The following is a 24,769-nucleotide window of genomic DNA, read 5'->3' on the forward strand; positions in this document are numbered from 1 at the left end:
TTTTTATCGACTCATTCTGCCATTTGCTAAAGCATCAGTGTATTCATTTCCCCTGAATTTATTTAAAATTTATTAATCTAATCGTTACTCTCCTGCTTTTTTTGGGCTTCCATTAAATATGTTTCAAAATCTTGGCCAGACAGCGGCTTACTAAACAAAAATCCTTGCCCCTGATTACAGCCGTCCTCATGCAGTATAGCTAATTGCTCTTTGCTTTCCACTCCCTCAGCAATAACATTCATGCCAAGTGTCCGTGCTAGGGTCAGGACAGCTTGCACAATTGCCTGACTTTCTTCATTATGGTGAATATCGCGAATGAAAGAAGCATCAATTTTTAACGTATCGACAGGTAAGTACTTAATATAGCTAAATGAACTATACCCGGTGCCAAAATCATCAATCGAAATATGAATCCCTAAATCTCTAAGCTGCTGTAAAGTATCTGCCGCATGATCGAAATCCGCAAATACACTTTCTGTCACCTCAAGCTCCAGCAGCTCTGGGTCCAGCTCTATTTCTGTTAAAATCTCTTGAATTTTTCCCACGATGTTTGGATGGGCCAGTTGGCGGACAGACATATTAATAGATATTCTCAACGGTTTATAGCCTTTAAGCTGCCATTCTTTATTTTGTTTGCACCCATGGCGGAGCACCCATTCCCCAAGAGGAAGGATCAAGCCAGTTTCCTCAGCCAGCGGAATAAATTTATTGGGAGGAATGCGCCCAAGCTCTGGATGATGCCAGCGGACAAGTGCTTCCATTCCAATGACCTCGTTATTGGTAATGTCCATTTTAGGCTGGTAATCAATATGAAATTGCTCGAGTTCAATAGCTTTTCTCATCTCATTTTCTAGTAAAATCCGCTCTAATGATTTTTCTTCCATTTCAGTTTTAAACAGAGCGTATCCGTTGCGTCCTCGTTCTTTTACAAAATAAAGGGCGGAGTCCGCCTTATTTAACAGCTCATCCGGCTGCTCTCCATGCTCCGGAAAACGAGCGATGCCTATACTGCAGGAAAGGGTATATTGCTGCTCTGCGACCTTTAACGGCTTTTGAAAGTTGGATTGAATTCTTTTGGCTAACCGCTCAAGTTCTTCCGTGTTCTGAACATCTCTCAGCAAAATCGTGAATTCATCGCCGCCTAAGCGGGCGATTAAATCGGTTGTACGAACGGACTTTTTAATAAGACGGGCCGCTTCTGTCAAAATGAAATCACCCGTTTCATGGCCCCATGAATCGTTGACAAATTTAAAACGATCTAAATCAAGAAACATCACAGCAAACTGGGATGAGGTTTTTTTTGCCCGTTCTATTTCTTTTCGCAGCTGCTGCATGAAGAGCCGGCGATTCGGAAGATCTGTCAACGTATCATGATAAGCTAAATGATAAACCATTTGCTCTGATTCTTTTCGTTCCGTTACATCCCTCATCGCTAATACGAAGCTTTCAATTTCTCCGTTTTTAAAGATAGGGCTAATTTTTGTTTCCATGTACTTATACTCGTTGCGAATTGTTCGTATACGAAATTCAAGCTGAACAGAAATTTTCTTTTTCGCAGCAAGCTTATCTAGCTTCGCTGAAAGCTGCTTACGATCTCTTTCGTGTACATATTGAAACAACTGTCCCGATGCTAATACATCTAGATCGTAACCAACCAAGCAAGAATGGGAAGGGGAAACGTATCGATAGTTCCCTTGTTTATCAATCACCGCAACTAAATCAGATGAATGCTCTGTAATAAGACGATACTTTTCTTCGCTCTCTCTTAATTCTTCCTCTATTTGTTTGCGGCTGCTAACATCGTTTCGTATAGACACATACTGATAAGGCTTCCCATTCTCATTTAGAAAAGGCACGATCGTCGTATCGACCCAATAAAAAGAACCATCCTTTGCTCGATTCCTTACCTCTCCCCTCCAAATACGGCCGGTCCCAATTGTTGCCCACATCTCTTTAAAAAAGGAGCTAGGATGATAGCCGGAATTTAAAATTCGGTGATCCTGTCCCAGCAATTCTTCCTCGCTGTACTTTGAAATCTTAGAAAATTGCTCGTTTACGTACAAAATCTTTCCTTGCTGATCCGTTATGGCTACGATAGCAGACTGATCAAGCGCATATTTAACATCTGTCAGTTCTTTTAAAACCACCTCGAACTGTTCACTTTCCCTGTTATCAGGATTATTCAAAAGGGAATATTTAGGCATGGCAGATCTCTCTTTTCTATTCTATATTTATCTATAAGGCAAGCAAAAAACCGACTCTAAAAAAGAGTCGGTTGCACTACTCGCTCCAAGCCATTCAAGTGCCCACATACAAATGACTATTCATCGCTTCCACTTTAAAGGCAATATGTAAAATAAGTCCATGATCTTTATACGATTATCATAGAACTATATGCCCAATAAGTCAATAAGCAGAAGGCGGATAGGTTGTGACATTAGACCGACTATTGGTCAAATTAAGTTAATAGAGAATGGCCGTCACGATCGTTATGTCATCCTCAAAAGTGTTCGGATTTCGGGAGTATTTTTTTTCTTTGAGCAATTGACAAATAATCTGTTCTGATTCCAAGTGACAATGCTGTCTGACCATCTTTTTTAATTCCTCAATAGCTGCTCCTACCGTCTGTTCCCCATGCTCGATCAAGCCATCTGTATATAAAACTAGCACTGCTCTTCCTTCATAATCAAACTGTCCTTCCTTCACTTCGATCTGCTCTATCATTCCTAATGGAGGACAACTACTCTCTAATTCTGTCACATCGCCTGTATAGTCAATAAATAGTCCGGGTGGATGACCAGCTGACGCATACCTTATCTGTTTTGAGGCTGTGTCAATGTGAACATAAATCCCCGAAATAAAATACGTGCGTAACGTTGCTTGCTGGGATTTAAATAAACTATAAACATGGCTGTTCATTTTTTCTAACACATTAGCGGGTTTCACTGTTTCGTATAAAACAGATCGAAGAAGCGAACGGATAGAAACAGCTAACAAAGCAGAAGTAATGCCATGTCCCATGACATCCAGTACGAATAGGCTATATTCATGCTCATTCAGCTGGTACCAGACGTACAGGTCACCGCCAATCATTGTTGAAGGCAAATAAGCCCCTGTAATATTAATATCTTGATTTCTGATTGGCTGGCTTAACAGCTCTTTTTGCACTTTACGAGCTAACCTTAAATCTTCTTGGAGTTGTTGCTCGGCTTCTTTTTTGGCTGAAATATCCGTAAAGACAGAAGCATAAAAAAGCGGTTTCCCTTTCTCGTCCTTGATCACTGTTATTGTTGTCCACTGAACATAAAACTGGCCATCTTTTCGCTTGTTCCAAATTTCTCCTTTCCATTGACCATGTCGAGCGATTGAGTCCCATATATTTTTATAAAAAGCCTCACTATGTTTCCCAGACCGAATCACTCTCGGTGTTAAACCAATTACTTCTTTATCAAAACCGGTAATTTCAGTGAATGCTGGATTAATAAACAGGATCTTTCCTTCAACGTTTGTCACCATCACGCCTTCCATGATGCTTTGGAAAAGCCGATCAGCCAAAAATTCACTCGCTTCTGATAAAGAGGCCGTCAAGGGTTTCGTACGCTTCATTGCTGCTCCCTCCCCTTTCCCAGAGCTAGCAAATGGAGGGATTGTCATTTTGAGCTGCCTCAAAAAAGTTAATAGCTGCTTCTATATCAGGAAACAATTTAATAAACGCTGTGAACTTTACAATTACAAAAATTTCTTCAATGGACTGGCCAATCCCTGAAATCGCCATATCCTTTTGCTGCTTACGCATATTCATGACACTTTCAGCTATGATTCCAAGTCCAGCACTATTAATGTACTGTATTGGCTTTAGATCAAGAACAAAATAATCTGCCGATCCTGCCGTAAATTTCAGCATAGCGGCCCGGAACAGCTCAATATTCTTTAACGTAATGTCTTCTTCCCAATGCAACACTTGTATACGATTAAAGCTTTCTATTTTCACTCTTTCTCCCCCTTAATGACGACTTTTCTGCATATGAAAAATGACATAGCCTTCTTTTTCATCCAGCCAGACTTTATCCATAATATTTACTATTAATTGAAGCCCTCTTCCACAAGAAGACACATTCACCTCTTCTTTTTTTCCAATACAAAAGCGGCTTCCTTTTTGCTTTAAGGAAATTCTAATCGTGTGGTTATCGACGTTCCAGCTGAGATATACAGATTCGTGACTTGATCCTCTCCCATATTCGAGGGAGTTAACGGCTGCTTCTTCGAGAGCGAGTCGAAGCATGATTTGGACAGTTGGCGGAAAACCAAGTTTTTCCGCCAACTGATCGTTTCTTTTCATTGCTTCCCATACATCTTTCTCTGTTTTGATTGGCATTTCTATACAATTAAACTGGAGACTCATTCTCTTCTTCCTTTCAAGTCTCTCACTAAATTTTGAACTTAGCAGCTAGGTGATTAAGGCTCTCTGCCATGCTTGCCAAGTCCGCTGCCGTAGAAGCCGTTTCTTGAACACTGGCTGCTGCTTCTTCAGAAACCGCGGCAATGTTTTGCACAGACAACAGAACTTCTTGTGCTTGCGCCGCTTGTTCCTCGCTTGCAGAAGCAATTTCAATTACCTTCGATGCATTTTCTTTTACAAGTGATAAGATCGTTCCGAAGGTTTCCCCTGCTTGGACTGCTTTATCATTGCCACTGTCAACCGCTTCAACTGAACGTTTTGTATTTTCCTGAATCGTAACGATAAGTTCAGAAATTTCTTTTGTTGCTGTCCCACTTCGTTCTGCCAGTTTGCGAACCTCATCAGCGACTACTGCAAATCCTTTTCCTGCTTCACCTGCACGTGCTGCTTCAATCGCCGCGTTTAAAGCTAACAAATTCGTTTGCTCGGCAATATCGTCGATCACTTCAATAATTTCACCAATTTGAACTGATTTGTCAGCCAAGTCTTGAATACTGGCATTAATTTGCTCCATGCCAGTGATCGTTTCATTGATCACTTTTTCACCATCTTGAGCTGCCTCTAGTGTTTTTTCAGAAAGATTAGCTGCGTCTTCTGTGTTTCTGGAAACCGCTTGTACCGCTGTGGCCATTTCAGTAACCATGTCAGCAGACGTTCCGGCATCATGCGCTTGCTGCTGTGTACCTGTTGCAACTTCTTCTGTACTCGCAGAAATTTCTTCTGCATTGGCAGCAAGGTTAGAAGCACTCTCATTTACTTCTGCAATAGCTGTTCTCATTCCAGCGATCATTTGATTAAATGATTGGACTAATTCGCCAATTTCATCCTTTGATTGATAATCGCTTTGGACGGCCAAGTCCCCTTCTTTAGCTTTCGCCATTTTTTCAACCATATCTTTCATTGGCGCTGTAATTATCCGAGAAATCGTTAATCCCAACATCAATGCAATAACGGCAGAAGCCAGAATGACGATCACCATGAAAATAGAAGTAGTCTTTTCCTTGCTATTAATTTCATTAACTAATTTTTCAGCAGAAGAGGCGTTGTAGTCAGCCAGCTCTTGTAAGGTAACATTTAGGTCATTAAGCAGCTGCTTTAAATTCTGTTCATAATAACGAAAAGCTGCGTCTGGTCCACTTTTAGCTTTTAGAGCATATAATTGCTGGCGTTTCTCCTGAATTTGCTTTAATTCTTCATCAATTTGAGGTAATCGCTCTGTTTCATAGTCCATTAAATTCGTTTTTTTATAAAGTGATAGATCTTTTTCAATGTTCTTGTAACGCTTCTGAATTTCATCTAAAATAGCTTGTTCCTTTTGTTGATCCTTCACTAAGATATATTCTTTTACAAGTGCTTCATTTGCACGTGTTTGTGCACGTAAGTCATTAATCCATTTTATTGGCAGCAACCGGTCTTGATAAAGGGTGTTTGAACGGTCAGCCATTTGTGACATGTTATAATAACCAAAACCGCCGACGGCGATAATAAATAATAAGGAAGTCGCAATCAGTGTAATAATCTTTTTAGCTATATGGGCATTTTTAAGCCATGACATAATTATTTCTCCTTCACTTGTTGTAATAGGGTACTCTCTGTTAATTCTTCTATGTTAAACAAAGAGGAAAGATGGAGCAGAATAACAAGCCGTTCTCCCAAATTACAAACGCTTTGGATGTAACGATCATCCGGCTTGTTTTCTTGAGTGGCTGCTTTCTCCGTTGTTTCTTTATTTACTTTCATTACTTGAACAACCTGATCAACGAGCAGGCCAATCGGTGTTTCTGCTGTTTCAGTGACAATTACTCTTGATTTTCTCGTCAATTGGCCTTCTGCAAGATGAAGGCGCCGGCGCAGATCCATAACAGGCATAATGTTTCCTCTTAAGTTCATCATGCCAATAATGGAAAACGGTGAGTTCATAGCTGGTGTAAGTTCAGGCACGGTAATGATATCCTTTACTTGATCGACAGGCAGTCCGTATTCTTCATTGCCGAGTTTAAAGGTTGCTAGCTGAATCGTTTGCTCTGATTGTTTCTTTGCCATTTTCTCGATAGCACCATGACCTGATGGTTCTGCCGTTCCTTCCTCGTATACGATCGCTCCCGCATCTAAAATGAGCGCCACACTTCCGTCTCCCATAATCGTGGCGCCAGCAATATACTTCGGCATACCGATATATTGTCCAAGCGGCTTAATGACAATTTCTCTGTTGCCAAGTGGTTTATCAATCACGATGCCAACTCTTTTTTCTGCTAAACCGATGACGACTACAAAAAGCCTTTTCTTTCGTAAGAGTGTATCCTCACTAGCTTTTAATCGCCGATGCAGACGGATAAGAGGCAGGACACGGCCCCGAACAACACCAACTTCTCTGTTTTGAATGGTTTGAATTTTATCTTTATCGAGCCGGATAATCTCCTGGACATTAGCCAGTGGCACCGCAAATTGTTTTTCTCCCATTTGAACGAGCAGTGAACGAATAATCGCCAACGTAAGCGGCAATTTAATGATGAATGTCGTTCCTTGTCCAACTTCTGTTTCAATATCGATCATGCCGTTTAGCTTTTCGATATGGCTGCGCACAATATCCATTCCAACGCCGCGCCCTGAAATATCGGTAATCGCTTTCGCCGTAGAAACCCCTGATTTAAAAATGAGAAAAACAGCGTCTTTAGGACTGATGCGCTCCGCTTCCTCCACTGTGATCATGTTCTTTTTAACAGCTGACTGTTTAATTTTTTCAGCATCGATTCCTCTTCCGTCATCCGAAATAGAAATGACGATATGATTTTCCTCATGGGCTGCTTTCAGGCGAACCGTTCCTTTTCGAGGTTTACCGATCCGTTCCCTTTCTTCAGGGGATTCAATGCCATGGTCAAGCGAGTTTCTAAGCAAGTGAATAATAGGATCAGCAATTTCTTCAATTAAATTTCGATCAAGCTCCGTTTCTTTTCCTTCTAAAATAAATTCGATGTCTTTATTGGCTTTTTGTGAAATATCCCGAACCATACGTGGAAAACGGTTAAACAATTGTTCAATCGGCAGCATCCGGGTTTTCATCATTCCTTCCTGGAGCTCACTCACAATTTGCCTAAGGTTATTCGTTGCTTCCTGGAAGTTTTCTACATCCGCATCATTCGGATAACGGCTTTCAAACCGGCTTTTAATGTCAGCCAACCTTGTCTGTCCGATGACTAATTCGCCGACAAGATTAAGGAGATTCTCAAGGCGGTCGACATCCACCCGAACTGTTTGCTGCACTTTCACTTTTGCATCTGCCCGGACCGGTGTTTGATTGGTTTCTTCCATCTTCTTCCGTCCAGTTACCTCTAGCTTCTTCCCTTCTAAGAAACTATTAAGATTGTTCTTCGTTACATCAGTTAAATGAATAGCCTGAATATCCGAAATACCTTGGATCGCTTTAAATACATCCTGATTTTTTGACTCTGTCACGACGAGGTAAACGAGATTCCCAGTAAAGGCTTCTTCATTTTCAATCACTTCCGCTTCTGGATAAGAAGCGACAATCTCGCCAATTTCTTTTAAATTATTGTGAATTAAAAAAGCACGCACCGATTTCAGCATAGCTTTTTCGTTAATGGAGACATACACGGCCACCACATTCATATTCATATCAAATGCTTTTTTCACAATCTCTTCTTGATATTGATCAAACTTTACATCTGGGTATATAACGTCCTCTGACGAACTCTTTGCGGTTTCTTGTGCCGGTTTGTTCTTTGTCTCACTCTCATCTGCATTTGTTTTTACTTGTTCAAGGCGCCCCGTTAAATCCGAGACGTCCGCTTCATCAAGCGTACCGTTTAAAATGGCTTCCTTTAGTTGCTTAATCGCATCAATTGATTCAAAAATAAGGTTGATAATTTCTGTATTCACTTTTAATTGCTGATTACGAATTAAATCAAACACATTCTCAACCTTATGGGTTAGCTCCTTCATCTTGTCAAATCCCATAGCGGCTGAAGAGCCTTTCAACGTATGCGCTGATCGAAAAATTCGTTGAATCGTATCAAGATTTTCTCCATCCTGCTCAAGGTTTAATACTTCTTCCTCAAGAATTTGTATTTGTTCATCTACTTCATCTAAGAACGCCCCTAGATAGAGAGACATATCCATATCCATTCTTTACACCTCCTTGCTTATTGCCGGATAAAGGACATTTTTCAGATTAAGAATGCCAATCAGCTGGCCTTCACGTTTAACAAATCCGTTAAAACATTCTTTTTCAATGGAATTAAATACATCAAGCGGCGGCTCTAAATTCTCTTCTTCCACATAAGTCACCATCGCAACCTCATCGACAATTAAACCAATATCCCCTGTCGTATCATTCACAATAATAATTCTTGTTTTCTTCTGAAAAGATACAGCTTCCATCCCATAACGTTTCCGTAAGTTAACAACAGGAATAATATTTCCTCGCAGATTAATAACGCCTGCAATATAATCGTTTACTTCCGGTACATCGGTGATCGGCTGAATGCGGATAATCTCCATCACTTCCTCTATAGAAAGGGCACAAAGCTGCTTATTAATTGCAAAAACAACATATTGTCCCGGACGACTTTTATCTATTAGTTCATCCATTTTATCCCCCCGACCCTCTTACATTCCCAATTAAATGATTTTTATTATGCTTTTATCATATATAAAAGCCAGTTAGCAGCCTATCAGGGAAAGTCCCCATCTTCCTGCGGAAATTCCCTTAGTGTGAAAAATTTTCCGCCCGCCAATTTGGCATAAAAAAAGAAGGATAGCAACAGCTCATCCTTCTTTAGGGACACCATTAAACCAATTGAGCATACTCGTCTTAATAAAGAAAAAGCCTGTCAAAGAGTAAAAGGATCCTTTAGCTCTTTGACAGGCAAGACGATTTATTGATTTTTATTAAGTTCCGTTACAATATGACCGATCTCACGCAAAATTAACTTCTCCATTCCGAGAGCAACAGCCCCGGTCGAGCCCGGAAGTGAAAAAATAACCGTCTTTTCAGCGACTCCAGCTACAGCCCGAGACATAAGAGCCGCTGACCCGATGTCTTCTGTGTAACTAAGGTAACGGAACAATTCTCCAAATCCCTTCAGCTCTTTTTCAAATAAAGGCGTGACAGCTTCAATCGTCACATCCCGCTTGGCAATACCAGTGCCCCCATTAAGTATCACAGCTTCAATGTCAGCATCTTCAATTCCTTGGCGAACTAACTCTTCAATCCTCGCTTTGTCATCAGGTATGATTTGATAGTACCCGACGGAATGGCCATTATGAAGCAGGAGCTCTTTAATCTTTTTTCCGCTCTTGTCCGTTTCTTCTGTACGCGTATCACTAACTGTGATGATCTGGCAAACAACATGCTTTGCTGCTTGTTCTTTATGAGCATGTACTTGTCTTTCACTCATGGAGATCACTTCCTTTCTTCCTTAACCGCCAATATAGGACATCTCAATTTTCGGCCGGTTTTTAGCGGTTTCTTCTGTTCGTTCATCAGAATAACGATCTGTTCTTTTGTGCCAAACAGAAGCAATAAATTGCTTCACTTCCTCTATTGATCCTGAAGAACGAAGAACAGGCTTTAAGTCCGTACCTTTTGCCGCAAACAAACAAGTATACAGCTTTCCATCTGCTGATACCCTTGCTCGCGTACATGTAGAGCAAAATGACTCGGTTACAGAAGAAATGACACCAAACTCACCACTGCCATCTTTATAGTGAAAACGGCTTGCCACTTCTCCGTAATACGCTTCATCAGCAGGCTCTATTGGAAACCGGCTGTTAATGAGCTCAACAATTTCTCTTTTAGATACAACAGAAGAGAGCTGCCAGCCATTCGTACTTCCAACGTCCATAAATTCAATAAATCGAAGCGGAATGCCTTCCTCCTTGAAGTGAGCGGCCATTGGCAATATTTGTTCTTCATTGACACCTTTTTTGACGACCATGTTGACCTTTATACCCAAACCAGCTGTTTTGGCTGCTTCAATGCCTTTTAAGACGGTTTTTACACTGACGGAGCGGCCATTCATTCTTTTAAAAATCGCATCATCAATTGCATCCATACTAATATTCACTCGTTCCAAACCAGCCGTTTTCAGCTCTTTTGCATATTTCGGCAGGAAGACGCCATTCGTTGTTAAGGCAATATCTTTGATAGCCGTTTTAGTGTACAAACCATAGATGAGCTCAGGCAAGTTTTTCCTAAGTAACGGCTCGCCCCCCGTTAGTCTGACTTTCTCTACTCCCAGTTCTGTTGCAGCCTGGACAACACGAATAATCTCTTCAAAACTTAAATATTGCTCCTTTGGCAAAAACGGATAATCTGCACCGAAGATTTCAGCCGGCATACAGTAAGAGCAGCGAAAATTGCATTGATCCGTCAAGGAAATCCGAATGTCTCTGAGCGGTCTGTTAAACTGGTCTTTTACTTGTCCCATTCCATTCCCCTTTCTGGATGCCGCCTGGCTTAACAGATTCCCGTTATGTTAGCGGATCACATGACTTACCAGTAAATAATTGGCTATAGGCATCCTTCGTATTAATATTTTGGAATAATGTATCTGCTGACAACAAATCAGCTTCTGTTCGTTCTTTAACCGTTATCTTTCTAATCATATCAATCATTCTATAATTCCCGCTAGCAAGCTGTTCTGTCACAATAGGCAGCACTCTCCGGTGATAAACCGCGACGAGCGGATGGATTTTGCCATTTATAATCGGAATAACAGCATCCACGCTTTCGTCGGCTGCAGCAGCCAGCTGACTCACTACCTCAGCTGTAATGAGCGGCATATCGCAAGGGAGTACAACGTACCATTCAGCGTGACTCTGCTTCATTGCACTGTATAATCCCGAGAGTGGTCCATTGCCCTGGTAAGGAGGCAAGTCTTCTAGGACCTTGACCGCTGTTTGGCGATTAAATCGATCCGTAAGAGAGGGATGACTAATAATCATTATTTTATCGGCAAGAGGAGCAAGAGCCTCCATAGCAAATTCAAAAAAATATTTTTCTTTGAATTTAGCAAAAGCTTTTGGCCTGCCGAACCTTCTTGATTCTCCACCTGCTAAAATAACACCGGCCCACTGCTTCTTTTGTTTTACCAGCAATATCTTTACCCGCCGCTCACAGGTGGAATAAGTGCAACTGTATCACCTGACTTAATGACATCGTCCACATCTGCATATTCTTCATTAACGGCGACGATTAAGGAATCGGTATCAATCGAATGCTGTTCATGCAATTCTTGTAATAGCTCTTTCACTGTCAGTTCATCATGAGCAAGCTCTAACTGTTCCTGTCCAACCTGCTCCTTTAAGTGGGCAAAACAAAGCACATTAATCATAAATTTCTTCCCCCTTTGGCTTTCCTTCCGGATAGGCTTCTGTCTCTAATTGATTTCCAATCCACTCTTCTCCGTCTTCCCAATGCTCTTTTTTCCAGATAGGGACAATTTGCTTGATTCGTTCAATCGCATACTCACTTGCCCTAAAGGCATCTTTACGATGAGGGGTAGAGACAGCAATCACAACGGCAATATCAGAAATAGCTAAATCGCCTGTTCGGTGTGTAATCGCTGTGTTGGCATCTGGCCATTTTTCTTTAATCTCTTCCCCGATTCTTTTCAGCTGTTTTTCAGCCATTGATTGATAGGCTTCATATGTTAACGACAGCGTTCGACGGCCGTGTGTGTATTCTCTTACTGTCCCGATAAAGTTAGAAATAGCCCCAGCCTCGGGACGAACTACTTTTTTTGTCACTTCTTCAACCGAAATCGGCTGATCCGTTACGATAAACAAATGTTCCAATTCTTGTTCCCTCCCCATGAAAATATATTTATTACAGTTCTCTTATTTCAGTTGATTCTCCTTCCATGTTACAATCAAATCAGCTTTCTTTAAGGTAATCATTGCAGAAAAGAGGGATCTTATGTCTGAATTTACTCATTTTAATCAGCAAGGAAGAGCCAAGATGGTCGATATTACGGAGAAAAAACCGTCCCACCGGTCTGCTACGGCGCAAACAAGCATCCTTGTGAATGAACAAATTTATCAGCAAATTAACAACCATGCGATCAAAAAAGGAGATGTTCTGGCTGTCGCCCAAGTAGCTGGTATCATGGCAGCTAAACAAACTTCTACCCTTATTCCGATGTGTCATCCAATCCCCATAAGCGGCGTCGATATTGCATTTGACTGGTTAGAAGAAAAACCTGACTACAGGCTGACTATTACCGTTTCCACAAAAACAAAAGGCAGTACAGGAGTGGAAATGGAGGCTCTTACTGCAGCTTCTGTCTGTGCTTTGACCGTCTATGACATGTGCAAAGCGGTAGACAAAGGAATGGTAATCGGCCCAACTTATTTAGTTAAAAAATCGGGCGGCAAAAACGGTGATTACAACCGTGAGGGAGCCGTCGACTAAAGAAGAGAAACTAGCCAAATAGTTTCGTGTAATACTTTTTTGCCTCCGCCTGGTCATTCGTTCCATGCACAAGCATGCGTCCATCGTGAAATACAGCGAGACGATGCAAAGGAAAGTGAATGGTCACCATATACGGATTGCGCTTAACTGGATAGCCTTGCCCTGCAAACGTCTGTTCTAACTCTGAAAGATTCACTTTTCTTGCCTCGGCCGGGCGGATTTGCACTGTATTTCTTCCGCATAACACTGATGTTTTTGTCAGATTTTCATGAGATAAATGTGGATACACAGGCGACTCTCCGCACGTAGGACATTCTTTTCTTTTCACTTTGTTCACGTTAATTTCTTTATGCATATTCTTCCAAAGATCAAACATAATGAGCTTCCCATTTAATGCCTGCCAGTCTTCTACTAATATCTTCATCGCTTCCGTTACTTGGTAAGAGACGACATGAGTAGCAGCTGGCCCAATAATGCCCGCCGTGTCACACGTATAACCACTGCCGACTGCTCCTCTTTCCCATAGACAGCGAAGACACGGTGTTTCCCCAGGAAGGATGACGAAGACCATTCCATGACTTCCTGTACATGCTCCATAAATCCAGGGTATACCAAGCTGATGGGCGACGTCATTGATCATCAGCCTTGCTTCATAATTATCAGTGGCATCGATCATCAAATCTGCTTCTTCAGCAAGTTCCAACAATTCAGCGTAGGAAGCGTCAATCACTTCTGCCTGGACCGTGACAGTTGAGTTAATAGCCGCTAGTCTTTGCTGTGCAGCCATCGCTTTTGGAACCGCAAGCCTTGAATCCTCTTCACTATAGAGCTGTTGCCGCTGCAAATTGCTTTCCTCTACGTAATCACGATCAATAATCGTTAGACGGCCGATGCCCGCTCGTACTAATGCTTCTGCATTTCCTGTACCAAGCGCTCCCGCACCAACAAGAAGTACATGCTTCTCTTTCAGTTTCCTCTGTCCTTCTCTACCGATAGGAGAAAACAGCTCTTGCCTTGAATAACGTCCTTGCATCTCTTTATCTTTCCTTTCTAGTGGCAAGACTTATTGTTCAAGCAGGGTCTTTGACACGATCCGTGTTTCTTTTACTGCTCGTGCTCGTTCTTCTATGCTAAATAAACCGACCCCGCGGAGGTTGTTATTTCTTCAAGTTCTTCTTCTTATCTTCAACAACAAGCCGAACAACTCCTTCAAATTCTCTTATCGTTACACATATTTCGTCTTTTTTAGCGTATTTGCGAACAGTCATATGCCCCTCTTGAATAAACCTGGTCAATGACTGTTTCCTGATACCGACTGAGCTTCAGATCATTATGATACTTTCAAGATCTTCCGCAAACATTTGCACGTCCAACTGTTCTTTTTTCGTAAATATTGCCTTGTTCCTTCGTCCAATAAGCAAGACTCCCTTTGGATGGTTGGAAGGAAAAAGCGGCACTGCATAAACGGATACAAGTTTTTCAGCGAGCATAATAGGGTAATCTAGTACCGTCCCACTAATGTTGTGCGGAAATTCCTCAACGAGAATGGGTCGGCCAGTTAAAATGACTTTTCCAGCCACTCCTTTGCCATAACGAACGGTAATTCGTTTATATTTATCGTTGCTAGTGCCGGCTGCATAGCGCCACGTAATGTCTGTTCCTTTTACATTTTGAAAAGCAAGAGCCACAAAATCAATGGAAATACGCTCTCTTAATTGATCAAATAAGCGGAGTACTTGCTGCTCTTCCCCTGTATTATTTATCATAAATGATTCCTCTTATATACCATAGCCGAGAAGCCCTTTCTTCAGAGCGTATGCCACAAGCTCCGGCCGTGTTTTCATTTGCAGTTTCTCCATTAAGTTTCCTTTATGTGTTTCGACAGTCTTGACACTGATTACTAATTGCTCTGCAATCTCTTTATTAGAATAGCCTTTAGCAATAAGCGTTAACACTTCCCTTTCCCTATCTGACAGTGAATGATACGAACCCCCTCCTGAACCACTTTGCCGTATCGTACCTATGTACTCTTCCATTAATCTTCTTGTCGCTGATGGATGGAGGTAAGCTTGTCCTGAAGCGACTGATCGGATAGCAGATAACAGCTCATCATGCGGCGCACTCTTCAACAAACAGCCAGAAGCACCGGCTTCAATTGCCTGAAATAAATATTCCTCATCATCGTGCATCGTTAAGATGAGAATATGAACATGCGGAAGCTGCTTCTTTAATTCTGACGTAGCAGATAAGCCATCTTTTCCATGAGGCATGCTTAAATCCATTATGACAACATCAGGATGAAGCTCCAGCGCTTTTTGAATTCCTTCATTCCCTTCTGATGCCTCTCCTACCACCTCTATGTCAGAATGATTATTTAACAGCATTTTCAGCCCCATTCGAACTACAGAATGATCGTCCACAAGTAATATTTTAATCATGATAGCAATCCCCCTCATTATTCACTTCCCGTTCTATCTGCCAATAAATCCTTACTAAACCAAAAAATACTGAAAGCCTCCAATGATGGAGGCTTTCAGGCTATTGAAACACTTTAATTTTTATTGCTTGCCTTTTTGAATCGACCACGACTTAAATTAAATGGCCGCTATTTTCCTCTTTAGCCTAATCTTATTTGACATGAACAATCGCTGCACTACGAAGGCTGCTCAAGAGGAAGCGAAACCTTGATAGTAGATCCCTTCCCTATCTCGGATTCGGCTGAAAATGCACCTCCGCCGAGATCCATCCTTCCCTTCATCGCTGCAAGCCCTGACATTTTCTTCAATGCTTCCTTCATGTCAAACCCTTCGCCGTAATCTTTTATTTGCATTTTTACAAGAGACGGTTCCCACTCTATTATAATAGAAGCGCGCGATGTGTCAGCATATTTAGCAATATTGGCAAGCGCCTCCTGACAAACACGGAATAAAACGAGCTTCCCGCTTTTAGATATATCTTGCGGAGTACCGCTTGACTCGATTTCTACTATAATACCATAAGTCGATGTGAATAGCTTAGCATAACTTTTAATGGCAGGGACTAGTCCAATTTCCAAAGCTGGCGGATAAAGTTCCACTGACAGCATCCGTACTTCATTAATTGTTTTTTCCATGAGTAAAGCGGTTTCCTGCATATACTGCTTCATCTCTGGCTGATCCAGGCCGGTTTCCAAAAAGCCTAAACTAGTGTAAATACCGTACAGTGTCTGCCCTATCCCCTCATGGAGCTCCGTAGCAATCCGTTTTAATTCCTCTTCTTGGAATCTAATAATATAGGAGCTGATTTCTTGATCCACCAGCTTTTTCTCCATCCTATCCCTCCTTTGACCAATTTAATTTTTGCTCTGTCATGTCACTAATCAACCCGACATACTGCTTCACTTCACCTGCTTCATTTTTAATGGCACTAATGGTCAGCCACTCTAGGTAATTACGGCCGTCTTTGCGTCGATTCCATACTTCACCTTGCCATGATCCTTTTTCTGCTATTGCTCCCCACATTTTCTCATAAAATTCCTTCGTCTGAATGCCAGATTTTAAGAAGCTTGGATTCTTGCCGATCGCTTCATCTGCTTCATAACCTGTTAGTTGAGTAAAGGCGGGATTGACCATAATAATCGTGCCGCTCTTGTCTGTTACAATCATTCCTTCCGCTGTATGGCTAATAATCTGTTTAGAAAGATCGAGTCTCTCTTGGAAATACAACCAGATGACTAATACAAAGCTTACGAGCGCCACCTCAGACAAAGCCATGAATCCAATCGCATAGTGGCCAGTTAAATTAAACAGTAATGTCAGCATCAAAGGAGGGAAAAAGCCGCCGAGTCCGCCCATTGCCGATACAATGCCGTTCACAATTCCTGCCTGTTTGTGAAAATATGTTGGCACAAGTTTAAAGATAATGCCATTTCCAGCGCCTGCACAAAATGCAATTGTTAAGCAGCCGACTGTGTACCATTGAATGGAAGGAGCAAATGACAAAAGTACAGAAGCACCTGTCACTCCGGCAAAAACAAACATAAGCAGAACCAATGAATGAAAACGGTCAGCCAGCCAGCCGCCGAGCGGTCTCATGAAAGTAGCCACAACAATGAAGCCTGCTGTTCTCATACCCGCATCCACTTTTTCCAGACCGAAATTTGTGACAAGAAAATTTGGTAAATAAATCGTAAAAGCGACAAATGAACCGAATGTAATAAAGTAAAATAAACTAAGCATCCACATTTTTTCATTTTTATAGACACCCTTGATTTGTTCTACTAATGGTGTTTTTACTTTCTCCTCTTTTTTATCCCCAAGGAAAAAGTTAGCTGCGAAGAAAAGACCGACTAAGATTAAATATAATTGCACAGTAGCAGACCAGCCAATATTTGAAGCGATAACTGGGGCTGCAAAGGTACTAATCGCTGTTCCTAAGTTTCCAGCTCCGTAAATGCCGTTTACAAGTCCATGTCGTTCTTTCGGATAATATTTCGGCAATGAGGTAACACCAACAGAGAAAATAGCACCGCCAACCCCTAAGAATAAACCGCCGATCATCAGATCCACAAAGCTATTTGCTATACTAATGTAATAGATAGGAAAAAGAAGAACAACGAAACTAGCAAGGAAAATCTTGCGTGCTCCAAATAAGTTTGCATAATAACCAAGCGGAATTCTTAATAAAGAGCCAAGAACAACCGGTATCGCTGTAACCCAGGCAAGCTGCTCTGGCGGAATAGCAATATCTTCTTTAATAAATGGCATGAGGGAGGATAAAATAACCCAAATCATAAAACCAACTGTTAAGTTTAGCGTCTGTAACGGCAGCTGAACTTTTTTATTCATGGAAAGTCTCTTCCTTTCGAATCATATAGATTAATTTATTTTTTTCGTCGTGAGCGATCCACAGCCTATCATCTTTCACTACTTGACTCATTCGCGGAATTGCAAGAAAATGGTGCTGGTCAAAATATAAGCGGAGATGAGTGCCGTCCGGACAAAGTGTCACCTGTTCGATTATTTTTTTCGTCCACGGCGCCTTCGTCCCATTTTCATCATGGATAGCTAACTGGACCGGAATGGATACGTAAGAATCTAATTCTGCTATATTAATGAGTTCCACAAGAGCCACACCCTTTCGTGAATGGATAAATATAAAACTGATAGCCTTGTATATAGTTCCAAAAGCGCTCGTCCGCCTCATCTTCCAAATGTAAGACTAGCTCTTCTTCAGAAGACCAACTACTCATGCCCTTCACCTCGGCAATGACCACTTCAAGACCATCCTGCTTCTTTTCTTCCAAATACCACTTCAACCGCTTGCCGCTAAACAGCTCCTCGAGCAGCCGGTCAATCTCCTGTTTGAACTCACCTTGTTCAGGTCTGATAAAACAAAAATCTAAATAGGTTTCATTGTTCATTGTGATGCACCCCTTTGCGCTTTCTATCCTGCTGATAAACAAATAGAGCAATCGGAAACAACAGAATATTGAATCCGCAATAGATTAAAACTGTTACATAATGTCCAAAGAAATATTGGTGAACCATAAATTGAGTCAAAACGATGTGCATCATCAAAATGGCACAAAGGACAGCAACACTTAGATAGCTACGCTTCATAGCGTTTTACCCCTACTGCATAAATCGTACCGTTTTCTACTTCTACTTTAATTTCCGGCAGCGGACGTCTTGGCGGACCCGCAGTTGGCTCTCCCGTCTGGGCGTCAAACTTTCCATGATGGCACGGACAGATCATTTCGCCTTTGTCCTTCACCCAAAATACCGGGCAGCGAAGATGCGTACAGGCATTTTGATAAGCAACATACTTGTTTTCACTAAGTCTGATTAACAAGGCACTATCATGCTCACCCGGAAAGGAAAAATTAACAGAATCGCCAATCGCTACTTTTGAGACGTCAGCAATTTTCTTTCTTGGATAGCCTTTATTACCAAGCCCCATTAATTCCTTCGCTGCTACCGCTCCCCACGGGAGTGAAGAAACAGCGAATAAACCAGCCGCTCCAACGAGTGTTTTCATGAATCCCCGGCGATCCAGCGTTCGTTCGCCATTACGCTGGATATTATGAGTATAGTTATCTTCTTGAAAAGGAATCTTATTATTTTTGTCCATCGTGCTTATTCCTCCTAAAACAGCTTCGTTACCCCTTGTAAAATCCCCGGGAGGCTGATCTTGACGTTCGTTTCTCCTTCTAAATAAGGCATGCTTGTGACCCATTTTCCGTTATCAAGGTTATGCTGCTGCTTTTTATTTTCAATTTCTTCGTCTGTTAACCATTGAAGTGTATTAGACGGACAGACGCTTGCGCACATTGGCGGGATGCCATCTTTTGTGCGGTCAATACATAAATCGCATTTGTACATTAAGTTCTGTTCTGTATCAAATTTAGGAATGCCATATGGGCAGGCAATCGTACAGTTTTGACAGCCAATACACTTTTCTACAAGAGCAGATAAGACAGCTCCTGTTTCATGAATTTGAATCGCTTGGGCCGGACAGCTTCTCGCACATGCCGGATTCACACAGTGAAGGCACATAAGAGGCATCGTCTGCCGGTTAACGAGAGGATTCACGTCGTATACATAGTTTCTATTTCGTTCTTCGTGTCCTCCGCACTGGGTACATGCTGCAAGACAGGAGCGGCACCCAATGCAATTTTCCAGTTCTAAATACAGCCTCTTTTTCATTTATTGCACCTTCTTTTGTTCTAGTTTTTCAATTTGCGCGGCACATGCTTTAAATTCCGGCATGCGTGACATTGGATCAAGCGCTGCAATCGTTAATAAATTGATAGATTGCTCATGTCCGAAATGATAGGGCACAAATACTGTATCCTGTCGAATAGCTTCCGTAATCTTTACTCGGTATATTCCTTCTCCACGGCGGGTAAACAGCCGAACATTTTCTTCATGATCGATGTCATACTTTAAGGCGGTTTCCGGATGTACTTCCACAAATGGTTCCGGGCACATATCTTTCAAAAATGGAATCCGTCTCGTTTGGTTGCCGGACAGATAATGATAGACGACCCTTCCAGTTGTTAAGCGAAGTGGATATTGTTCATCGGGCTCCTCCGCTGGCGGCCGATAGGGCAGTGCACAAATCTTTGCCCGGCCATCCTCATGATAAAATTTCTTATCCAGGAACATATGCGGTGTTCCAGCATCCTCTTCATCTTTACAAGGCCAGAAGATTCCATCCTGCTTGTCGATCTTATCCCAAGTGGCCCCATAATAATCAGCATATCCGCCTTTAGTAGCTAATCGGAATTCATCGGCAACATCCTTTGCTGTGTGCAGATGAGAAAAATATTTTCCTCTTCCGAGCCGTTCAGCTAGTTCTACTTGTATTTTCCAGTCCGGTTTTGATTCCCCAATCGGCTCTTGAGCTTGATTAATCTTAATAATCCGTCCTTCTAAGTTGGTGACCGTTCCCTCATCTTCTGACCACGTAACCGATGGAAGCACAACGTCAGCAAACTCTGCTGATTCTGATAAATAAAAATCTGCACAAACCATAAAGTCAAGATTTTTCATGGCCTGTCTGACAAAGTTAAGGTTTGGCGCTGAAACAGCTGGATTCGAGCAGAGCAGATACAAGCCCCGAATCGTTTTTTGCTCCATCAGTTCAAACATTTCATAAGCGGAAACACCCGGTCCCGGCATTTCCTCTGGTGTAATGCCCCATACATCACATACTTCCTGAACATGCTTAGGGTTGGTAATTTTACGGTATCCCGGTAAAAGATCTGCTTTTTGTCCGTGCTCGCGGCCGCCCTGGCCGTTGCCTTGGCCGGTAAAAGTAGCCACCCCTGCTTTTGCCCGTCCAATTTTCCCCGTAACTAGCGCTAAATTTACATAAGCGGACACATTGTCGACTCCCTTATGTTGCTGCTCCACTCCTCTTGCGAACATAACGATCGCATTCGGCGCTTTACCGTAAATCTCTGCCGCTCGGACGATCTTCTCGACAGCGACCCCGGTAAGTTCACTTGTGTATTCAGGTGTAAATTCTTTAACGAGTTCTTTCGTTTCTTCAAACCCGTTCGTATGTTGACGAACGAATTCTTCATCCGCATAGCCATTTTGGATTAAGAGATTTAAAATACCATTCGCTAGAGCCAAATCTGTTCCTGGTTTTAAATCAAGATGAATATCTGCTCTTCTGGCGATCGGTGTTTCACGCGGGTCGGCTACGATAAGATAGCCCCCCCTTTCCTGTACTGCCCAGACGCGGAACATAGAGGTCGGATGACATTCAGCTGTGTTGCTGCCCGCAATAAATAAACAGTCGGTTTCATGAATATCAGTCCATGGAAGAGTGGAACCGCGATCAACTCCGAATGAGCGCAGGAATCCTCCTGCTGCACTCGACATACAGAACCGGCCATTGTAATCGATATAGCGTGTTCCGAGAGCCACACGGGCAAACTTTCCAGTTAAGTAGCACTTTTCATTCGTCATCGATACGCCGCTGAAAACGGATAAGCTGTCTTTTCCGTATTGTTCTTGAAGCTCTTTAAATTTAGTAGCAATGAGATCATAAGCTTCTTCCCAGCTCGCTTCCCGAAAGCCTTCTTTCGTCCCCTTCAGCGAAGCATCATCACGAATGAGCGGCTTTAACAAACGATCTTTGTGATTGGTCTGCTGATAAGCCGTCACCCCTTTTGGACACATTTTACCGACCGTGACAGGCCAGTCATATCTTGGCTCTACTCCGATAATTTTGTTCGTGAGCGTGTTAACACGCAAGTTCATGCCGCACTGCATGCCGCAATAGCTGCAATGCGTTTTAATTAACCTTTCATTTGGATGTGTTAAGTTATCTATTTCTTTAAAAAATTTATCCCTTTGCATTCTGATTCGTCTCCTTGACTTTAATTTCGTGAGTCGCAATGCCGGAGAAACGGGAGATTCGATATTTACGTCGGCATGGCAAGCATAATTCTGCTAAGTTAAAACCATCTTCCATATCAAAATGAATATCATTTGTTCCGAGAACTTCGCGTACATCATTAGACTGTTCTGTGGAAACGAACGACTCGCCGCATACTTTGCACTCTTTCATGGATTGTTTCGCATAATGCTCGCGGTAGTTTTTGACAAATACACTCAATGGGCGGAAAGGAATGTGCGCAAGCTTTCCGAAAGGAAGATAAATCAGTGTAACAATAACGGCATACTGATGAATAAGTGACATGATCGGCTGTCCTTGTCCGTGCAGGAAAATGTTCATAAATGTGAGCAGTAAGCCTGTAATCGAAACAAATAATAATAAATATAAAGGGAGAAAATCGTACATGAATTTTTGCTCTGCGCGTGCCTGCATATTTTTCAGGCGGCGGTATAGCGCCATACATACTCCGATGATCACCATAACGGCTGTAAAGTTCAGGGCGTTATAAAAGAAGAAGGCTAACACCCCGTCTGCTTTTACATGCAGAATGTTCATTCCGAGAGCAATCACTGTGTAATAGCCATTTTCCTCCATTGTGAAGTACATCCAGCCGAATACGAGCGGAAACGTAACAAAGCAGGAGAGGATACAACCCCAGCCAATCAGGATATGCTGAGTCCAGCGGTAAATTCCCCGATTCCAGATAAAGTTATAGATCGCTAGGTGATCAACGGATGTTTTAGCTGTTGTGGGACGGAATAATAACTTCAATCCTTTTTTGATGAAAATCTTTGTCGGCGGTCTCTCCCCCCAGGCGATGAAGCGGTAGAAAAAGCCACCGATAAACACGATCGTTCCGACCATGTAACCGTAAAGATTTAAATCAATATGGGTAAACATTCTTGTTCCGATAAAAGATAAAAGAATCAGGGCGCTGACGGTGAGAAACATCGATTTTGCATAATGAGAAGCAAACGCATTGTTAATGGATCGTTCCTTCTTTTGTTTGATAATGGCTGTTTGTGGCATTTTTTGCTTCCTCCTTACAAATAAAAAGAACACTATCTGATTCTTATCATAAGAAAAAGATAGTGTTCTCCATATCGGGGGATTTCCCCATCTTCAGGGGGATATTCCCTTATTGTGCAAAAAAGCAGTCTTTTACATAGCGGACAAACCAACTTTTATAGGTTTCTTTTTCCTCAAGCAGAAAAACAGGATAACCCTGATTCTTTATAGAGAGTGGCTGCCAGCTGATCACCGCTTGAATATTTTGGAGCTGATCGAGCAAATTTAGCTCCTTTTCCTCTTTAATTAAGACGATCTTGGGATGCTCTGCCTGTTTGTAGCCTTCTACAAGCAGGAGATCAACAGGAAGAGAGCGGTATAACGCAAGAATTTCTTCCAGCTGCCAGTTTTCTTTTGCAGCCGTAATCTGCAATACACCCCCACCTTCTACCCCCGCAGCGAGAGCTCCCGCCTGGCGATGCCTATCGCTATCTTTTTGCTTTTCGGAAAGGGACGGGGTACCGCCATGTCCGTGGTGTTTTAAAGAAGCCACTGTCCATCCTTGGCGGGCAGCTTCTTCAATTAGCTCCATCATCAGCGTTGTTTTGCCGCTGTTTTGATAGCCCGTCACTTGAAGAATGGGCTTATTCACTCCCAAGGCCACTCACTGCCTTTATCAGAATCAAGGAGGAGCACGTCGACCATGTCTCCTTTTTTAAAATTTCTCGTGCCGCCCGGAAGCACCATGAGCACATCCGTATAGGCAAGCACAGCAACCGCATTCGATTTATTAAATCCACTTGGATCTACTTCTAAGCAGCCATCTTTTATCTCGATGGCACTTCTCACAAAGCGAGTGAATGGATTAGGCTTTAAGAAGTCCCCCATTAGCCTAGCTGTTACCTTTTTCAAATGAGGCTCCTTGGCGAATGAACGATGAAGAACGACCGGCCTGACAAACAGTTCAAACCCAACATAACAAGCGGAAGGATTTCCAGACAAACCGAATAAAATTTTTCCGTCCGTCTCAGCAACCGTCGTTACGCTTCCTGGACGCATCGCTACTTTATTGAACAGCACGTTAGCTCCTATTTCCTTGTAGATATCCGGTAAAAGATCGTAGTCACCTACCGAAACCCCTCCTGTTGTAATAAGCATGTCTACCTTCTCCAACGCTTCTTGAATAGCTGCCAGACAAAGATCAAATTGATCCGGAAGCTTGCCGAGATAAAGCGGCTCAGCTCCTGCCCGTTTAATTTGGGCGAGAATCATATGGGCGTTGCTGTTACGAATTTTTCCCGGCTCTAACTCCTCATGGACATCTAACAGCTCTGACCCGGTGGCAAATACCCCAATAACAGGCTTCTCCGCCACTTCTACCGTACTATACCCGAATGTCGCTAAAAGGGCCATCACTCCTGGATTAATAGATTCTCCTTTTTCGACGAGCACTTTTCCTTCTTTTGTATCTTCGCCAGCGAAGGAAACGTTATCGCCCGCTGTGAAGGGGCGTTTAATCGTCATATATTTATTCTTTTCATCTGAATGTTCGGCTGTCAGTTCAAACATAACGACCGCATCGCACTCGTCAGGAATTTGGGCACCTGTCATAATTCGTACGGCTTCCTGCTCCTTCACTTCTCCTGTAAACACATCGCCAGCTGCAATTTCGCCGGCAACCCGGAATGTAACCGGGTGATCTTGTGAAGCGGTCTCAGAATCTTTGGCGCGGATCGCAAAACCATCATAGGGAGAGCGATCAAAAGGCGGGACCGGATGCTTGGCAATCACATTCTCCGCCAATCTCCGCCCGTAGGCTTGATCAATATGTATTGTTTCTTTTTTTCCGCTGCCCGCTACAGCCATCACTTTTCGTACAGCTTCAGCAACGGTGATTGGTGTTCTTTTCTCCAATTTCCTTCTCTCCTCTTTTTCTTTATTTGCTTTTAAGCAGCCTCTTAAAAAAATTCGGC

General features: G+C 42.4%; 27 protein-coding genes, 1 pseudogene and 1 riboswitch. Of the genes and pseudogenes, 1 reads left to right on the forward strand and 27 read right to left on the reverse strand.

Going from position 1 to position 24,769, the window contains the following annotated elements; all coding sequences use genetic code 11:
* Window positions 1-77 precede the first annotated feature (77 nt).
* The 13 genes and pseudogenes from AC623_RS10185 to AC623_RS10240 form a co-directional block, all read right to left on the reverse strand.
* Window positions 78-2,204, reverse strand: coding sequence for a bifunctional diguanylate cyclase/phosphodiesterase (locus AC623_RS10185; protein ID WP_049662328.1), 2,127 nt, complete (start codon window positions 2,202-2,204; stop codon window positions 78-80).
* Window positions 2,205-2,260: 56 nt separating this feature from the next.
* Window positions 2,261-2,344: riboswitch (cyclic di-GMP riboswitch) on the reverse strand.
* Window positions 2,345-2,463: 119 nt separating this feature from the next.
* Window positions 2,464-3,606 (reverse strand): SpoIIE family protein phosphatase, encoded by a 1,143-nt coding sequence (locus tag AC623_RS10190; RefSeq protein WP_049662329.1) that lies wholly within the window; start codon window positions 3,604-3,606, stop codon window positions 2,464-2,466.
* 25 nt (window positions 3,607-3,631) lie between these two features.
* Entirely contained in the window at window positions 3,632-3,991 is a 360-nt protein-coding gene (locus tag AC623_RS10195) for an STAS domain-containing protein (RefSeq protein WP_231603462.1), read from the reverse strand.
* Window positions 3,992-4,003: 12 nt separating this feature from the next.
* On the reverse strand, window positions 4,004-4,402 hold the full coding sequence (locus AC623_RS10200) for an ATP-binding protein (RefSeq protein WP_049662330.1): 399 nt from the start codon (window positions 4,400-4,402) through the stop codon (window positions 4,004-4,006).
* Between the two features lie 25 nt (window positions 4,403-4,427).
* The gene (locus AC623_RS22305; protein ID WP_442853567.1) at window positions 4,428-5,249 is read right to left on the reverse strand and encodes a methyl-accepting chemotaxis protein; all 822 of its coding nucleotides are present in this window, start codon (window positions 5,247-5,249) and stop codon (window positions 4,428-4,430) included.
* Window positions 5,247-6,014: pseudogene (locus tag AC623_RS22310) on the reverse strand (MCP four helix bundle domain-containing protein); the annotation flags it as partial. The pseudogene AC623_RS22310 and the gene AC623_RS22305, both read right to left, overlap by 3 nt.
* A 2-nt stretch (window positions 6,015-6,016) precedes the next feature.
* Window positions 6,017-8,602, reverse strand: a complete 2,586-nt coding sequence (locus AC623_RS10210; protein ID WP_049662331.1) for a chemotaxis protein CheW — start codon at window positions 8,600-8,602, stop codon at window positions 6,017-6,019.
* 3 nt (window positions 8,603-8,605) lie between these two features.
* Complete coding sequence (locus AC623_RS10215) at window positions 8,606-9,067, reverse strand: chemotaxis protein CheW (RefSeq protein ID WP_049662332.1); 462 nt, start codon at window positions 9,065-9,067, stop codon at window positions 8,606-8,608.
* A gap of 287 nt (window positions 9,068-9,354) precedes the next feature.
* Window positions 9,355-9,876, reverse strand: coding sequence for a MogA/MoaB family molybdenum cofactor biosynthesis protein (locus AC623_RS10220; protein ID WP_049662333.1), 522 nt, complete (start codon window positions 9,874-9,876; stop codon window positions 9,355-9,357).
* Between the two features lie 21 nt (window positions 9,877-9,897).
* On the reverse strand, window positions 9,898-10,908 hold the full coding sequence (gene moaA, locus AC623_RS10225) for a GTP 3',8-cyclase MoaA (RefSeq protein WP_049662334.1): 1,011 nt from the start codon (window positions 10,906-10,908) through the stop codon (window positions 9,898-9,900).
* Between the two features lie 43 nt (window positions 10,909-10,951).
* Window positions 10,952-11,578 (reverse strand): molybdenum cofactor guanylyltransferase, encoded by a 627-nt coding sequence (locus AC623_RS10230; RefSeq protein WP_049662335.1) that lies wholly within the window; start codon window positions 11,576-11,578, stop codon window positions 10,952-10,954.
* Between the two features lie 5 nt (window positions 11,579-11,583).
* Window positions 11,584-11,814 carry a molybdopterin converting factor subunit 1 gene (gene moaD, locus AC623_RS10235; RefSeq protein ID WP_049662336.1) on the reverse strand — a complete coding sequence of 77 codons (231 nt, stop codon included), beginning with the start codon at window positions 11,812-11,814 and terminating at the stop codon, window positions 11,584-11,586.
* A complete protein-coding gene (locus tag AC623_RS10240; protein WP_231603464.1) occupies window positions 11,807-12,277 on the reverse strand; it encodes a molybdenum cofactor biosynthesis protein MoaE in 471 nt (156 codons plus the stop codon). Before AC623_RS10240 ends, moaD begins: the two co-directional genes overlap by 8 nt.
* 121 nt (window positions 12,278-12,398) lie before the next feature.
* On the opposite strand from AC623_RS10240, the gene moaC reads away from it, so the two are divergent.
* Window positions 12,399-12,893: a cyclic pyranopterin monophosphate synthase MoaC gene (gene moaC / locus AC623_RS10245; protein ID WP_049662338.1), complete on the forward strand. Its 495-nt coding sequence runs from the start codon at window positions 12,399-12,401 to the stop codon at window positions 12,891-12,893.
* Window positions 12,894-12,903: 10 nt separating this feature from the next.
* Here moaC and AC623_RS10250 read toward each other — a convergent pair whose 3' ends face one another.
* The 14 genes from AC623_RS10250 to AC623_RS10315 all read right to left on the reverse strand — a co-directional run bounded on the left by AC623_RS10250 (window position 12,904) and on the right by AC623_RS10315 (window position 24,710).
* A complete protein-coding gene (locus tag AC623_RS10250; RefSeq protein ID WP_049662339.1) occupies window positions 12,904-13,926 on the reverse strand; it encodes a ThiF family adenylyltransferase in 1,023 nt (340 codons plus the stop codon).
* A gap of 289 nt (window positions 13,927-14,215) precedes the next feature.
* Window positions 14,216-14,659 carry a GAF domain-containing protein gene (locus AC623_RS10255; protein WP_053104118.1) on the reverse strand — a complete coding sequence of 148 codons (444 nt, stop codon included), beginning with the start codon at window positions 14,657-14,659 and terminating at the stop codon, window positions 14,216-14,218.
* Between the two features lie 12 nt (window positions 14,660-14,671).
* On the reverse strand, window positions 14,672-15,331 hold the full coding sequence (locus AC623_RS10260; RefSeq protein WP_049662340.1) for a response regulator: 660 nt from the start codon (window positions 15,329-15,331) through the stop codon (window positions 14,672-14,674).
* Window positions 15,332-15,546: 215 nt separating this feature from the next.
* A complete protein-coding gene (locus AC623_RS10265) occupies window positions 15,547-16,203 on the reverse strand; it encodes a sensor histidine kinase (protein WP_049662341.1) in 657 nt (218 codons plus the stop codon).
* Window position 16,204: 1 nt separating this feature from the next.
* Window positions 16,205-17,719, reverse strand: coding sequence for a nitrate/nitrite transporter (locus AC623_RS10270; RefSeq protein WP_049662342.1), 1,515 nt, complete (start codon window positions 17,717-17,719; stop codon window positions 16,205-16,207).
* On the reverse strand, window positions 17,712-17,996 hold the full coding sequence (locus tag AC623_RS10275) for a hypothetical protein (protein ID WP_049662343.1): 285 nt from the start codon (window positions 17,994-17,996) through the stop codon (window positions 17,712-17,714). The genes AC623_RS10270 and AC623_RS10275 overlap by 8 nt, the downstream gene beginning before the upstream one ends.
* Entirely contained in the window at window positions 17,983-18,294 is a 312-nt protein-coding gene (locus AC623_RS10280; protein WP_049662344.1) for a hypothetical protein, read from the reverse strand. Before AC623_RS10280 ends, AC623_RS10275 begins: the two co-directional genes overlap by 14 nt.
* Complete coding sequence (locus AC623_RS10285) at window positions 18,284-18,493, reverse strand: hypothetical protein (protein ID WP_049662345.1); 210 nt, start codon at window positions 18,491-18,493, stop codon at window positions 18,284-18,286. The genes AC623_RS10280 and AC623_RS10285 overlap by 11 nt, the downstream gene beginning before the upstream one ends.
* A complete protein-coding gene (locus AC623_RS10290; protein ID WP_049662346.1) occupies window positions 18,483-19,004 on the reverse strand; it encodes a Rieske 2Fe-2S domain-containing protein in 522 nt (173 codons plus the stop codon). Before AC623_RS10290 ends, AC623_RS10285 begins: the two co-directional genes overlap by 11 nt.
* Before the next feature lie 14 nt (window positions 19,005-19,018).
* Complete coding sequence (locus tag AC623_RS10295) at window positions 19,019-19,579, reverse strand: 4Fe-4S dicluster domain-containing protein (protein ID WP_049662347.1); 561 nt, start codon at window positions 19,577-19,579, stop codon at window positions 19,019-19,021.
* On the reverse strand, window positions 19,580-21,748 hold the full coding sequence (locus tag AC623_RS10300; RefSeq protein ID WP_049662348.1) for a molybdopterin oxidoreductase family protein: 2,169 nt from the start codon (window positions 21,746-21,748) through the stop codon (window positions 19,580-19,582).
* A complete protein-coding gene (locus AC623_RS10305) occupies window positions 21,735-22,817 on the reverse strand; it encodes a membrane protein (RefSeq protein ID WP_049662349.1) in 1,083 nt (360 codons plus the stop codon). The genes AC623_RS10300 and AC623_RS10305 overlap by 14 nt, the downstream gene beginning before the upstream one ends.
* Window positions 22,818-22,926: 109 nt before the next feature.
* Window positions 22,927-23,448 (reverse strand): molybdopterin-guanine dinucleotide biosynthesis protein B, encoded by a 522-nt coding sequence (mobB, locus tag AC623_RS10310; RefSeq protein WP_231603466.1) that lies wholly within the window; start codon window positions 23,446-23,448, stop codon window positions 22,927-22,929.
* A complete protein-coding gene (locus AC623_RS10315; RefSeq protein WP_082174389.1) occupies window positions 23,445-24,710 on the reverse strand; it encodes a molybdopterin molybdotransferase MoeA in 1,266 nt (421 codons plus the stop codon). The genes mobB and AC623_RS10315 overlap by 4 nt, the downstream gene beginning before the upstream one ends.
* Window positions 24,711-24,769 lie beyond the last annotated feature (59 nt).

Source organism: Bacillus sp. FJAT-27231 (assembly GCF_001183975.1).
Classification (GTDB): Bacteria; Bacillota; Bacilli; order Bacillales; family Domibacillaceae; genus Pseudobacillus; species Pseudobacillus wudalianchiensis.